At 38.4% G+C, this 13966-nt stretch carries 13 protein-coding genes; 6 read left to right on the top strand and 7 right to left on the bottom strand.

The window, feature by feature from the left end:
• Nucleotides 1-244 precede the first annotated feature (244 nt).
• The 4 genes from fdnG (at nucleotide 245) to fdhE (ending at nucleotide 5963) form a co-directional block, all read left to right on the top strand.
• Entirely contained in the window at nucleotides 245-3331 is a 3087-nt protein-coding gene (gene fdnG / locus DQN24_RS04750; RefSeq protein WP_143413987.1) for a formate dehydrogenase-N subunit alpha, read from the top strand.
• A gap of 1 nt (nucleotide 3332) precedes the next feature.
• Entirely contained in the window at nucleotides 3333-4271 is a 939-nt protein-coding gene (fdxH, locus tag DQN24_RS04745; protein ID WP_005668036.1) for a formate dehydrogenase subunit beta, read from the top strand.
• Entirely contained in the window at nucleotides 4264-4983 is a 720-nt protein-coding gene (locus DQN24_RS04740) for a formate dehydrogenase subunit gamma (protein WP_005649889.1), read from the top strand. Before fdxH ends, DQN24_RS04740 begins: the two co-directional genes overlap by 8 nt.
• 71 nt (nucleotides 4984-5054) lie before the next feature.
• A complete protein-coding gene (fdhE, locus tag DQN24_RS04735) occupies nucleotides 5055-5963 on the top strand; it encodes a formate dehydrogenase accessory protein FdhE (protein ID WP_021035496.1) in 909 nt (302 codons plus the stop codon).
• Nucleotides 5964-6002: 39 nt separating this feature from the next.
• Here the strand turns inward: fdhE and rimI are convergent, their stop codons facing one another.
• Complete coding sequence (gene rimI, locus DQN24_RS04730; RefSeq protein WP_021035497.1) at nucleotides 6003-6443, bottom strand: ribosomal protein S18-alanine N-acetyltransferase; 441 nt, start codon at nucleotides 6441-6443, stop codon at nucleotides 6003-6005.
• Between the two features lie 2 nt (nucleotides 6444-6445).
• A complete protein-coding gene (gene holD, locus DQN24_RS04725) occupies nucleotides 6446-6850 on the bottom strand; it encodes a DNA polymerase III subunit psi (RefSeq protein ID WP_021035498.1) in 405 nt (134 codons plus the stop codon).
• Between the two features lie 104 nt (nucleotides 6851-6954).
• On the opposite strand from holD, the gene rsmC reads away from it, so the two are divergent.
• Nucleotides 6955-7947, top strand: a complete 993-nt coding sequence (rsmC, locus tag DQN24_RS04720) for a 16S rRNA (guanine(1207)-N(2))-methyltransferase RsmC (protein ID WP_021035499.1) — start codon at nucleotides 6955-6957, stop codon at nucleotides 7945-7947.
• A gap of 62 nt (nucleotides 7948-8009) precedes the next feature.
• On the opposite strand, the gene era is transcribed toward rsmC, so the two are convergent.
• The 5 genes from era to grcA all read right to left on the bottom strand — a co-directional run bounded on the left by era (nucleotide 8010) and on the right by grcA (nucleotide 13008).
• On the bottom strand, nucleotides 8010-8918 hold the full coding sequence (gene era / locus DQN24_RS04715; protein ID WP_021035500.1) for a GTPase Era: 909 nt from the start codon (nucleotides 8916-8918) through the stop codon (nucleotides 8010-8012).
• Nucleotides 8915-9598 carry a ribonuclease III gene (rnc, locus tag DQN24_RS04710; RefSeq protein ID WP_038439622.1) on the bottom strand — a complete coding sequence of 228 codons (684 nt, stop codon included), beginning with the start codon at nucleotides 9596-9598 and terminating at the stop codon, nucleotides 8915-8917. Before rnc ends, era begins: the two co-directional genes overlap by 4 nt.
• 1 nt (nucleotide 9599) lies before the next feature.
• Nucleotides 9600-10649: a signal peptidase I gene (gene lepB, locus DQN24_RS04705; RefSeq protein ID WP_021035502.1), complete on the bottom strand. Its 1050-nt coding sequence runs from the start codon at nucleotides 10647-10649 to the stop codon at nucleotides 9600-9602.
• 8 nt (nucleotides 10650-10657) lie between these two features.
• A complete protein-coding gene (gene lepA / locus DQN24_RS04700) occupies nucleotides 10658-12454 on the bottom strand; it encodes a translation elongation factor 4 (protein WP_111695460.1) in 1797 nt (598 codons plus the stop codon).
• Nucleotides 12455-12624: 170 nt separating this feature from the next.
• Complete coding sequence (gene grcA, locus DQN24_RS04695) at nucleotides 12625-13008, bottom strand: autonomous glycyl radical cofactor GrcA (protein ID WP_005628746.1); 384 nt, start codon at nucleotides 13006-13008, stop codon at nucleotides 12625-12627.
• 257 nt (nucleotides 13009-13265) lie between these two features.
• On the opposite strand from grcA, the gene ung reads away from it, so the two are divergent.
• On the top strand, nucleotides 13266-13925 hold the full coding sequence (gene ung, locus DQN24_RS04690; RefSeq protein WP_111695459.1) for a uracil-DNA glycosylase: 660 nt from the start codon (nucleotides 13266-13268) through the stop codon (nucleotides 13923-13925).
• The last annotated feature ends 41 nt before the right edge of the window (nucleotides 13926-13966 follow it).

The raw sequence follows: 13966 nt of genomic DNA, 5'->3' as shown, positions 1-13966 counted from the left end.
AAAAAATCTGTTAAATTATTTTTATATTTATGATCTAGATCACAATATTTGTTGAAGCTAATATTATTTGATTATGGATTTATCGTTAAAAAATCGTTATCCTAGCCACCTAATAAATCAGCGTTTTTTCGATGATTTATATACTAGAGAGTGTTATTTTAACGAAATCAACATAATCTAGCTACTAAACGAATTTTATTACTATCTATAATATCTCAACAACTTGTTGTTGAAAGGAGTGATTATGCAGGTCTCAAGAAGAAAATTCTTCAAGATCTGTGCAGGAGGTATGGCGGGAACGTCAGCTGCAATGTTGGGCTTTGCTCCAGCAAATGTATTAGCTGCACCACGCGAATATAAATTATTACGTGCGTTTGAATCCCGTAACACCTGTACATACTGCGCTGTAAGTTGCGGTATGTTGTTATATAGCACAGGCAAACCTTACAATTCATTAGGTAGCCATACTGGCACAAATACTCGTTCAAAACTCTTTCATATTGAAGGCGATCCAGATCACCCAGTCAGTCGTGGTGCACTTTGCCCGAAAGGTGCTGGTGCACTCGATTATGTCAATAGTGAAAGCCGTTCTTTATATCCTCAATATCGTGCACCCGGTTCTGATAAATGGGAACGAATTTCTTGGAAAGATGCCATTAAACGTATTGCTCGTTTAATGAAAGATGACCGAGATGCCAACTTTGTTGAAAAAGATGCAAGTGGAAAAACGGTTAATCGTTGGGCAACGACAGGAATTATGACTGCATCAGCAATGAGCAATGAAGCTGCGTTATTAACGCAAAAGTGGATTCGAATGCTCGGTATGGTGCCAGTATGTAACCAAGCGAATACTTGACACGGACCAACGGTAGCAAGTCTTGCTCCATCATTTGGTCGCGGTGCCATGACAAATAACTGGGTTGATATTAAAAATGCCAACTTAATCATCGTTCAAGGCGGTAACCCTGCAGAAGCTCATCCTGTTGGCTTCCGTTGGGCAATTGAAGCGAAGAAAAACGGTGCGAAAATCATCGTTATTGATCCGCGTTTTAACCGTACAGCATCCGTTGCAGATTTACACGCACCAATTCGTTCTGGTTCTGATATTACGTTCTTAATGGGCGTGATCCGTTACCTATTGGAAACGAATCAAATTCAACACGAATATGTTAAACACTATACCAATGCTTCATTCTTAATTGATGAAGGTTTCAAATTTGAAGATGGTTTATTTGTAGGGTATGACGAAGAAAAACGTAACTACGATAAATCTAAATGGAACTACCAATTTGATGAAAATAGTCACGCTAAACGTGATATGACATTACAACATCCTCGTTGTGTCATTAACATCTTAAAAGAGCACGTTTCTCGTTATACCCCAGAAATGGTTGAGCGTATTACAGGTGTAAAACAAAAACTCTTCTTACAAATCTGTGAAGAAATTGGTAAGACATCAGTACCAAATAAAACGATGACGCATCTATATGCATTAGGTTTTACAGAGCATTCAATCGGTACACAAAATATTCGCTCAATGGCGATAATCCAATTACTTTTAGGTAATATGGGGATGCCAGGTGGCGGTATTAACGCATTACGTGGACACTCCAATGTTCAAGGTACGACAGATATGGGCTTATTGCCAATGTCTTTACCAGGTTATATGCGTTTGCCAAACGATAAAGATACCTCTTACGATCAATACATTAACGCAATTACACCAAAAGATATCGTTCCAAACCAAGTGAACTATTATCGTCATACTTCAAAATTCTTTGTCAGTATGATGAAAACTTTCTACGGAGATAATGCCACTAAGGAAAATGGCTGGGGATTCGATTTCTTACCAAAAGCAGATCGCTTATATGATCCGATTACTCACGTTAAATTGATGAATGAAGGCAAATTACACGGTTGGATTTTACAAGGTTTTAACGTATTAAATGCACTACCAAATAAAAATAAAACGTTATCTGGTATGAGTAAACTGAAATACTTAGTCGTTATGGATCCATTACAAACTGAATCATCAGAATTTTGGAGAAATTTTGGTGAGTCAAATGATGTAAATCCTGCGGAAATTCAAACAGAAGTTTTCCGTTTACCAACTACTTGTTTCGCAGAAGAAGACGGATCAATCGTTAATTCTGGTCGCTGGGCTCAATGGCACTGGAAAGGTTGCGATCAACCGGGAGAAGCCTTACCTGATGTTGATATTCTTTCTATGCTACGCGAAGAAATGCACGAACTTTATAAAAAAGAGGGTGGTCAAGGCATTAAATCTTTTGAAGCAATGACTTGGAATTATGCTCAACCACACTCACCAAGTGCGGTTGAATTAGCCAAAGAATTAAATGGTTATGCACTTGAAGATCTTTATGATCCAAACGGTAACTTGATGTACAAGAAAGGTCAATTACTCAATGGATTTGCACATTTACGTGATGATGGTACAACAACATCAGGTAACTGGTTATATGTTGGTCAATGGACTGAAAAAGGCAACCAAACTGCTAATCGCGATAATTCAGATCCATCGGGTTTAGGTTGTACTATTGGCTGGGGCTTTGCATGGCCTGCAAACCGCCGCGTACTTTATAGCCGTGCATCATTAGATATCAATGGTAATCCTTGGGATAAAAACCGCCAATTAATCAAATGGAACGGTAAAAACTGGAACTGGTTTGATATTGCTGACTACGGCACGCAACCACCAGGTTCTGATACTGGGCCGTTCATTATGTCCGCAGAAGGCGTAGGACGTTTATTTGCCGTTGATAAAATTGCAAATGGCCCAATGCCAGAACACTATGAACCAGTTGAAAGCCCAATTGATACAAACCCACTTCATCCAAATGTAGTGACAGATCCAACTTTACGTATCTATAAAGAAGATCGTGAATTTATTGGTTCAAATAAAGACTATCCATTTGTAGCAACAACTTATCGTTTAACCGAGCATTTCCACAGCTGGACTGCACAATCCGCATTAAATATCATCGCACAACCACAACAATTTGTGGAAATTGGCGAAAAATTAGCGGCAGAAAAAGGCATCCAAAAAGGCGATATGGTAAAAATTACTTCTCGTCGTGGCTATATTAAAGCGGTTGCCGTGGTTACAAAACGTCTTAAAGATCTCGAAATTGATGGACGTGTCGTACACCATATAGGTCTTCCAATTCACTGGAATATGAAGGCATTGAATGGCAAAGGTAACCGTGGATTCTCTACTAATACCTTAACACCATCTTGGGGTGAGGCAATCACGCAAACACCAGAATACAAAACATTCTTGGTAAATATTGAAAAAGTTGGGGAGGCATAATATGGCCGGAACTGCTCAAGGCGTTCAAACGCAAGACGTTATTAAAATCTCCGCAACATCTGGTTTAACACCAGCACCACAAGCGAGAGATCATAAAGTCGAAGTCGCAAAATTAATTGATGTTTCAACTTGTATCGGATGTAAAGCCTGCCAAGTGGGTTGTTCAGAGTGGAATGATATTCGCTCTGATGTCAATGCACAATGTGTTGGGGTTTATGACAATCCAGTTGATCTTGATGCAAAAGCGTGGACGGTGATGCGTTTTAACGAAGTTGAAGAAAACGATCGTTTAGAATGGCTGATTCGTAAAGATGGCTGTATGCATTGCGCAGAACCTGGTTGTTTAAAGGCTTGTCCTGCACCGGGTGCAATCATTCAATATGCTAACGGTATTGTGGATTTCCAATCCGATAAATGTATTGGTTGTGGTTATTGTATTGCAGGCTGTCCATTCAATATTCCACGAATGAATCCTGAAGACAATCGTGTATACAAATGCACCCTTTGTGTTGATCGTGTTTCTGTTGGACAAGAACCAGCTTGCGTGAAAACCTGTCCAACAGGTGCGATTCGTTTCGGCTCTAAAGAAGAAATGAAAATTTACGCAGAACAACGTGTTGTAGATTTAAAATCTCGTGGTTATGAAAATGCGGGACTTTACGATCCTCCAGGTGTAGGCGGTACACACGTAATGTATGTGTTGCATCACGCAGATAAACCTGAGCTTTACAATGGTCTTCCAAAAGATCCTCAAATTGATTTGAGTGTGACCTTATGGAAAGATGTATTGAAACCAGTCGCTGCAGTGGCAATGGGTGGTCTAGCTCTAGCAGAAGTTGCACATTACTTAACCGTTGGCCCAAATGTAGAAGAAGATGTAGAAGATCATCATCACGAATTTGAAGAAAATAAACCGTCTAAGGGGGAAAACAATGAGTAAAATTGAAATTAGCAACGATACTCGCGTTATCCGTCATAGAACCCCAGCGCGTATTAGTCACTGGATGTTGGTTATTTGCTTTTTTATGACGATGTTCACTGGTGTTGCATTTTTCTTCCCTGACTTTGCTTGGCTCACAGAAATTTTGGGTACACCACAAATTGCGCGCGCCATTCACCCATTCACTGGGATTTTAATGTTCTTCGCTTTCATCTACTTAGCGTTATTGTACTGGGATCACAATATTCCAGAAAAAAACGATATTCGCTGGGCAAAAGGTGTCGTTGAAGTGCTTAAAGGGAATGAACACGCAGTTGCTGACAACGGTAAATATAACCTTGGTCAAAAAATGCTCTTTTGGACATTAAACTTGGCGATGGTAACCTTATTAGTCACTGGCATCATTATGTGGCGTCAATATTTTTCACATTACTTCTCAATCCCAGTATTGCGAATTGCTATTTTACTCCACTCTGCAAGTGCTTTTATGTTATTCACGGGTATCTTGGTGCATATATATATGGCATTTTGGGTTAAAGGATCAATTCGCGGTATTGTTGAAGGTTGGGTTACTGTTCGTTGGGCGAAAAAACATCACCCAAGATGGTATCGTGAAGAAGTTTTATCAAAACTTGAAGAAGATTTACTCAACGAGCAATCTGGCAAAAAAGTAGGTAAAACCAAAGTCTTATTTAAAGGATTTGGCAAATAAGCTCAAATCCTGAAAAAGAAAAAAGTGCGGTTAAAATTGACCGCACTTTTTATTATAAAAGTGAGAAGAATATGAGTATCAAAATCTTATCTGAATCAGAAATTAAACAAGTGGCAAATACATATCAAGCCCCAGCGATTTTATTTGCCAATCCTAAAAATCTTTACCTACGCAGAGCAAAACGTTTAAGAGACTTAGCACAAAATCATCCTCTATCTGATTATTTATTATTTGCCGCAGACATAGTTGAAAGCCAACTTTCCACGTTAGAAAAAAATCCTTTACCGCCACAACAGTTTGAACAGCTAAATGATATCAAGCCACTAAATGCAAAAACCTTTAAAAGAAACAGCATCTGGCGCGAATACTTAACTGAAATTCTTGATGAAATTAAACCAAAGGCTAATGAGCAAGTCGCTGCGACAATTGAATTTCTTGAAAAAGCATCCTCTGCCGACTTAGAAGAAATGGCAAATAAACTCTTAGCACAAGAATTTAATTTAGTTAGCAGTGATAAAGCCGTCTTTATTTGGGCTGCACTTTCTCTTTATTGGCTACAGCTCGCCCAGCAAATTCCCCATAATAGCCAAGTTGAGAACGCCGAAAATTTACATCACTGCCCTGTTTGTGGTTCTTTACCTGTGGCAAGTATTGTACAAATTGGTACATCACAAGGGTTACGCTACTTACATTGTAATTTATGTGAAAGTGAATGGAATTTAGTACGCGCACAATGCACCAATTGTAATAGCCACGACAAACTCGAAATGTGGTCGTTAGATGAAGAACTTGCACTTGTTCGTGCTGAAACCTGTGGTAGCTGTGAAAGTTACTTGAAAATTATGTTCCAAGAAAAAGATCCTCATGTAGAGCCTGTAGCCGACGATTTGGCTTCTATTTTCTTAGATATTGAAATGGAAGAAAAAGGTTTCGCACGAAGCGGATTAAATCCATTTGTTTTTCCTGCAGAAGAAGCATAAAAAATATAGCCTAGAAATATCTAGGCTAATTATTTAAATCTATAGATAACACGCCATTACCACGGCATTTTCTCGTCCACCACTGGGTTTCGGATAATAATTTTTCCGAATATCGACTTCATTAAAACCAACTTTTTCATACAAGAAACGAGCAGGGTTAGACTCTCTGACTTCTAGCCATAAAGTCTGTACACCTCTTTCCTTTAATTGAAAGATTAATTCGCCTAACAATAATTTGCCAAATCCACAACCTTGATAATTAGGCAAAATCGCAATATTAAACAAATTCGCTTCATCTAATACGGTTTGGCAAATCGCAAAACCGATAATCTGATTATTCTCAATTAATTTTAAATTGAGATAACGCTCCCCTTGATTATTTTTTAACGTCCCCAGCGACCAAGGCACCAGATGTGCTTGCTGTTCGATTTCATACAATCGCTCGAAATCACAGGCTTCAATTTGAGAAATAATAGACATAATTAAGACTGCTGAATTTGTTGCCATAACGCTCGTTTGGCTTGATGATTAGATTGAAATTGCTGCCAACTTGGCGAGCGATAAACCTGCTCTGCCTGCACACAAAATGCTAAAGTGCGGTCAATTTGGTCGCTATTTTCTGATAGTAACCAATAACGAATAGGCTGCTTACATTCCATATGCTGGATTTGATCGTAATTCAAACATAAGCAATTTTCTTTTTTAAGATCAAGGCTTAACAGCACATCAGCCAACAAAGGCGAGCTACTGATATTCTCATCGGAAACAGTGATAAAGCGAATATTCTCTGCCACACTGATTCCTACTGAACCTTGCAGTACCTCGGGGCGATATAATTCCCACTGGGAAATGCCCATTTCTTGTAAAAGAAGATCGCGTCTGTTCATAAGTGAATTTTTAAAACGTTGCTTGAAAAATAGTGTTAATTTCTTTTATTAATCTTTGCTAAAATGACGCATAATTTTAACTAATAACCCACAGGATTCAAAGCGTGATTTCTCTAGAGAGCCAAGTTTTAGAACGCCATCTTTCATTTTTTAATGGTAAATCGGTATTATTTGCTGGAGGAATTTCTGATAATTTTCCTCAAACATTAGCCTCAAAATGCCAATCAATCCAAATTTGGAGCTGCTATTTTGACTATGCAAGAACGCAAAGTGCGGTCAATTTTTCCGTTGAATTTCAAGGTCAAGCCGATTTAATCGTTTATTATTGGACTAAAAACAAACAAGAAGTCAATTTCCAACTGCTTCAACTATTGTCTCAAGCTCCTATTGGTCAAGAAATATTAATTATTGGCGAAAATCGTTGTGGCGTACGTTCAGTAGAAAAAACATTAGCACCCTATGGGGAAATAGCAAAAATTGACTCTGCTCGCCGTTGTGGTTTATATCATTTTTCACTCCAAAATAAACCGCACTTTGAACTTAAAAATTTCTGGAAAACCTATCAACATTCTACGCTAGAAGACTTAACTATATATAGTTTACCTGGGGTATTTAGTGCGGCGGAATTAGACACAGGCACGGAACTGTTACTTTCAACCATTGATAATAAAATAAAAGGAAAAGTGCTCGATCTTGGCTGTGGCGCGGGGGTAATTGGCTCTATGATAAAAAAACGCTCGCCTAACGCACAAATTACGATGGCAGATATTCACGCAATGGCATTAGAATCAGCGCGTAAAACACTTTCTGAATATCAATTACAAGGCGAGGTTTACGCCAGTGATGTCTTTTCTGATGTACAAGGAAAATTTGATTTGATCATTTCAAATCCACCATTCCACGATGGCATTGATACCGCCTATCGAGCCGTAAAAGAACTTATCACTCAAGCGAAATGGCATCTCAATCAAGGTGGAGAATTACGCATTGTCGCCAATGCATTTTTGCCTTATCCCGAGCTACTTAAACAACATTTCAATGATTATCAAGTTCTTGCTCAAACAGGAAAATTTAAAGTGTATTCAGTGAAAAGTTAAAAACAAAAAATCCCCATCACAATAATGGGGATTTTTATTATGCGAATAAATTTTACCGCACTTTATTCATCCATATATCCTAAACTGCGCAGCGCACGTTCATCATCTGCCCAACCTGATTTCACTTTTACCCAAAGTTCAAGATGGACTTTGTTATCAAATAAACGTTCCATATCAGCACGTGCTTCCATACCAATAGTTTTAATTTTTTGACCGCCCGCACCAATTACCATTTTTTTCTGACCTTCACGTTCAACCAGAATTAAGCCATTTATTTCATAAGTACCACGTTCATTCACTTTGAATTGTTCGATTTCAACAGTAACAGAGTAAGGCAATTCTTCTCCCGTAAAACGCATTAATTTTTCACGGATTATTTCCGATGCCATAAAACGTTGTGAACGGTCTGTAACATAATCTTCTGGGAAATGATGCACACCTTCGCGTAAAGATTGGCGTACAATTTTCTCTAATTCATGAACATTATTACCACGCTGTGCAGAAATTGGCACAATGTGAGCAAAGTTAAATTTACTGCTAAGATCTGTAATAAACGGCAATAAATCATCTTTATTTTTGATGTTATCTACTTTGTTGATAGCAAGCACAACGGGGGATTTTGCATTGCGTAATTTGTTTAGCACCATCTCATCATCTGCATTCCAGTGTGTGCCATCAACAACAAAAATAATTAAATCAACATCGCCGATAGCACTACTTGCGGCGCGGTTCATTAAGCGGTTAATTGCACGCTTCTCTTCAATATGAAGCCCTGGCGTATCCACATAGATTTCTTGATACGCCCCTTCAGTTTTAATTCCCACAATGCGGTGACGGGTAGTTTGTGCTTTACGTGATGTAATTGAAATTTTTTGTCCTAAAATTTTATTTAAGAGCGTTGATTTACCCACATTTGGGCGACCTACGATAGCAATAAAGCCGCAATAGGTTTTGTCGAATTGTTCGGTCATTTGATGTCCAGTTCTTTTAAAATTTGTTCTGCTGCCGCTTGTTCAGCTTTACGACGGCTAGATCCTTTTGCCACAAAAGTGCGGTCAATTTTATCCGCACTTTTCACTTTGCATTCAACAGTGAAAATTTGGCAATGGGCTTCCCCTTGAATATTTACCACTTCATAAGTTGGCAATGGCAAATGTTTACCCTGTAAATATTCTTGCAAACGAGTTTTCGCATCTTTTTGATTATCGCCCGGTTTAATTTCTGCCAATAATTGTTGATACCAATTTCGAATCACTTGGGTCGTCACAGCTAATCCTTGATCCAAAGACATTGCACCAATAATCGCTTCTACACAATCGGCAAGAATAGATTCACGGCGAAAACCACCGCTCTTTAGCTCGCCAGAACCAAGCGACATATAATCGCCTAATTCAAATTGGCGCGCTAAAATCGCTAAAGTGGGTTCGCGTACCAAAGTAGCACGCATACGGCTCAGTTCTCCTTCATTACAACGTGGAAACTGATGATAAAGTGCTTCAGCGATAGTGAAATTAAGAATGGAATCGCCTAGGAATTCTAGGCGTTCATTATGTTGAGTTGCCGCACTTCGATGCGTAAGTGCCTGCTTTAAGAGCGCAATATCATTAAAACAATAGCCGATTTTACGCTCAAGTCGATCTAAATGATTCATCTTATTTTATTGCTGTAAAGAAGCGATCAAAACGGAAACCTGTTGGCCATTCATTCGCTTCTTTTTCTAAGCTCATCCAAATATAAGTGGCTTTCCCCACAATATTTTTTTCAGGCACAAAGCCCCAAAAACGGCTATCATCACTGTGATCGCGATGATCCCCCATCACAAAATACTGCCCTTCTGGCACAAGCCATTCTGCAGTTTGCATCCCCTCTTGTGGGAAAAATTCAGAGCCTGAATAACGACGATATTCACTAATTAACACATTGTGTGTTACATCGCCTTTTTCAGTCAATTCTAATTCATTAGGAAAAGCTGGATTTGTTGGATTTTGTGTATATTCAAACGCCTTGGTTTCGCAATCAATTTCACAAGGTTTACCTTCTTTACCATATACAATTTTTAATGTTTTTTGTTCCACATCAAAAATTATGCGGTCTCCGCCCTTTCCAACAATACGTTTAATATAATCAACACCAGACATATTATCTTTTGAACTTAACGCAAGATTTTCTGCAAAAGCCGCTCGAGTTGCGCCAAGACCTGTACGAATTAACGCTTGTTGTGGTGCTTTAAACACAATTACATCGCCACGTTGTGGTTTTTCGCCTGCAATAATGGTGTTTTGAAAAATCGGATCTTTCACACCATAAGCATATTTATTCACAATTAAAAAATCGCCAACACGTAAGGTGGATTCCATTGAGCCAGAGGGAATTTGAAACGGTTCAAACAAAAAAGAACGAACCAAAAATACCACTGCAAGCACAGGAAAAAGTGAAGATAAAAATTCTGAAGCCTCAGAAATCGGTTCAATTTTGGCTTTATCTTCCTCACTTAAGGTTTTACCAGAACGTTGTTCTGCACGTGCCACTTGACGATGACGTTTTGGCAGCACCACAAAACGATGATAAAACCATAATACGCCTGAAAGTGCGGTCAAAATTAGTAACAAAATACTAAAAGTATTTGGCAGCTGAAAATAATCTAATACTTTCCACACACCAAAACCCACAGCCAATAAAATCACAAAAAATAAATTTGACATAATTTTCCTTATTTATCTTTTCCTACGTGTAAAATTGCTAAAAACGCCTCTTGCGGCACTTCTACGTTACCTAAAGACTTCATACGTTTTTTACCCTCTTTCTGTTTCTGTAAGAGTTTTTTCTTACGGCTCACGTCGCCACCATAACATTTTGCTAATACGTTTTTACGTAATTGTTTTACGGTTGAACGCGCAATAATGTGGTTTCCAATCGCTGCTTGAATGGCAATATCAAATTGCTGACGAGGAATTAACTCTCGCATTTTTTCAACCAATTCACGACCACGATATTGTGAATTATCTTTATGAACAATTAAAGCTAAAGCATCTACTCGTTCGCTGTTAATCATAATATCCACGCGAACCATATCTGCCGCTTGGAAACGTTTGAAACCGTAATCTAACGAAGCATAACCACGCGATGTTGATTTTAAACGGTCAAAAAAGTCTAGAACAACTTCACCCATTGGAATTTCATAAGTCAGTGCAATCTGATTACCGTGATATACCATATTGGTTTGCACACCACGTTTTTCAACGCAAAGGGTAATAACGTTACCTAAATATTCTTGCGGCACCAGCATATTACATTCTGCGATCGGCTCGCGAAGTTCAGCAATATTATTAAGTGGAGGCAATTTTGCAGGACTATCCACATAAACAACATCACCATTCGTTAATTGCACTTCGTAAATTACCGTTGGCGCAGTCGTGATAAGATCTAAATCATACTCACGCTCTAGACGCTCTTGAATGATTTCCATGTGTAAAAGGCCAAGGAAACCACAACGGAAACCAAAACCAAGTGCGGTCGAAGTTTCTGGTTCATAGAAAAGTGATGCATCGTTTAAACTTAATTTGCCAAGTGCATCGCGAAACGCTTCATAATCGTCAGAGCTAACGGGGAATAAACCAGCATAAACCTGTGGTTTTACTTTTTTAAAACCTGGCAACACATCAGTTGCAGAATTATGTTGATGGGTTAAGGTATCCCCAACTGGCGCGCCTAAAATATCTTTAATCGCACAAACGACCCAACCCACTTCGCCACATTCTAAAACAGTCGTATCTTCTTGTTTTGGCGTGAAAATCCCTAAACGATCTACGTTGTAAGTTTGCCCTGTGGACATCACTTTAATTTTATCGCCTTTACGTAATACCCCGTTTTTAATACGCACTAAAGATACCACGCCCAAATAGTTATCGAACCAAGAATCAATAATCAATGCTTGTAATGGCGCATTAGGATCGCCTTCTGGTGCTGGAATTTTTGCCACTATCTCTTCTAATACATCTTCGATACCGACACCCGTTTTAGCTGAGCATCGAACCGCTTCCATCGCATCAATTCCCACGATATCTTCAATTTCTTCCGCTACGCGTTCAGGATCTGCCGCTGGCAAGTCGATTTTATTTAAAATCGGTACTACTTCTAAATCCATTTCGATTGCGGTATAACAGTTTGCCAAGGTTTGGGCTTCGACCCCTTGACCAGCATCAACTACCAACAATGCCCCTTCACAAGCAGCAAGAGAGCGAGACACTTCATAGGAAAAGTCCACATGTCCAGGCGTATCGATAAAGTTTAATTGATAAGTTTCGCCATCTTTGGCTTTATAATTTAAAGTCACACTTTGTGCTTTGATGGTAATTCCACGCTCACGCTCAAGATCCATTGAATCTAGCACTTGCGCTTCCATTTCACGATCCGAAAGGCCACCACAAGTTTGAATCAAACGGTCAGAAAGTGTCGATTTACCGTGGTCAATATGGGCAATAATAGAAAAGTTGCGAATATTCTTCATAAAAGATAGTTTTTCTCAAAAAATCAATAAATTTAACTGGCGGATTCTACCTGAAAAGCGCGGAAATCGCTAGAGATGAAAAGGAAAAGTGCGGTCAAATTTTTTAACCTTTTAGATAAAACAAAACCCCGAATAACTTCGGGGTTTCTTTTTTTTCATTCAAACTGAAATTATAGGCTTTCAGTGAAAGTACGAGTGATAACGTCGCGTTGTTGTTCTGGCGTTAAAGAGTTGAAACGTACTGCGTAACCAGAAACACGGATAGTTAATTGTGGATATTTATCTGGGTTATTTACCGCATCTTCTAAAGTTTCACGACGTAATACGTTCACGTTTAAATGTTGGCCACCTTCAACTTTTACAGTTGGTGCTACGTTTACTGGTAATTCACGGTATTCGATTTGACCTAATTCGCTCACTGCAACAACTTGGTCTTCAGCGAATTCGCCTTTTGCACATAAGCAACGCGCTTCATTTTTTTCGCTGTCTAATAACCAGAATGAATTAAGCAAATTGTCATTTGCCGCTTGAGTAATTTGAATACCTTTAATCATAATAGCCTCCTAATTGGCACGAAAATAATAATAAAACTGTACAAATTTTATCAAATCATTTTAATATTTCAAATTATTTTAGATTTATTTGATAAAGAGCAGGTTATTTTTTTAATTAATTTTTATAAATTTGATCTAAATTAAAATTTATTAATTTTTAAATAAAATTTATATCAATAATTTAACATTAATTTAACTTTTTATTGAATGAGTGTTTTTGTTTATAATGAATAAAAACTTATTAATAGGATAGAATAATGAAAAACTGGACAGACGTTATCGGAAAAGAAAAAGAACAACCTTACTTTCAACACGCTCTACAACAAGTTCATCTTGCAAGAGCAAACGGGAAAACAATTTATCCACCACAAGAAGAGGTATTTAATGCATTCAAATATACCGCTTTTGAAGATGTAAAAGTGGTGATTTTAGGTCAGGATCCTTATCATGGACCAAACCAAGCTCATGGCTTGGCTTTTTCAGTGAAACCCGAGGTTGCTATTCCCCCTTCCCTATTAAATATGTATAAAGAACTCACACAAGATATTTCGGGATTCCAAATGCCATCACATGGTTATTTAGTCAAATGGGCAGAACAGGGGGTATTGCTACTTAACACAGTGCTTACCGTAGAACGTGGTATGGCACATTCACACGCCAATTTAGGTTGGGAAAGGTTTACAGATAAAGTTATTGCAGTGCTTAATGAACATCGTGAAAAACTGGTATTTTTACTTTGGGGCAGTCACGCACAAAAAAAAGGACAAATTATTGACCGCACTCGTCACCTTGTTTTAACGGCTCCGCACCCTTCCCCACTTTCAGCCCATCGAGGTTTCTTTGGCTGTCATCATTTTTCCAAAACAAATTCATATTTGAAAAGCAATGGAATGAAACCAATTGATTGGCAAATCTAAACCATATATCCCTAAAAAAATAACCGCACTTTAATCTCTCA

Source organism: Haemophilus influenzae, from assembly GCF_900475755.1.
GTDB lineage: Bacteria > Pseudomonadota > Gammaproteobacteria > Enterobacterales > Pasteurellaceae > Haemophilus > Haemophilus influenzae_D.
The sequence above is the reverse complement of the archived record's forward strand: the minus strand, read 5'-3'. Positions and strand labels throughout refer to the sequence as shown.

Coding starts and splice junctions, on each gene's coding strand:
- fdhE (WP_021035496.1), top strand. CDS start 5,055: ATGAGTATCAAAATCTTATCTGAATCAGAAATTAAACAAGTGGCAAAT.
- era (WP_021035500.1), bottom strand. CDS start 8,918: ATGACCGAACAATTCGACAAAACCTATTGCGGCTTTATTGCTATCGTA.
- grcA (WP_005628746.1), bottom strand. CDS start 13,008: ATGATTAAAGGTATTCAAATTACTCAAGCGGCAAATGACAATTTGCTT.
- DQN24_RS04740 (WP_005649889.1), top strand. CDS start 4,264: ATGAGTAAAATTGAAATTAGCAACGATACTCGCGTTATCCGTCATAGA.
- lepB (WP_021035502.1), bottom strand. CDS start 10,649: ATGTCAAATTTATTTTTTGTGATTTTATTGGCTGTGGGTTTTGGTGTG.
- lepA (WP_111695460.1), bottom strand. CDS start 12,454: ATGAAGAATATTCGCAACTTTTCTATTATTGCCCATATTGACCACGGT.
- rimI (WP_021035497.1), bottom strand. CDS start 6,443: ATGTCTATTATTTCTCAAATTGAAGCCTGTGATTTCGAGCGATTGTAT.
- holD (WP_021035498.1), bottom strand. CDS start 6,850: ATGAACAGACGCGATCTTCTTTTACAAGAAATGGGCATTTCCCAGTGG.
- ung (WP_111695459.1), top strand. CDS start 13,266: ATGAAAAACTGGACAGACGTTATCGGAAAAGAAAAAGAACAACCTTAC.
- rnc (WP_038439622.1), bottom strand. CDS start 9,598: ATGAATCATTTAGATCGACTTGAGCGTAAAATCGGCTATTGTTTTAAT.
- fdxH (WP_005668036.1), top strand. CDS start 3,333: ATGGCCGGAACTGCTCAAGGCGTTCAAACGCAAGACGTTATTAAAATC.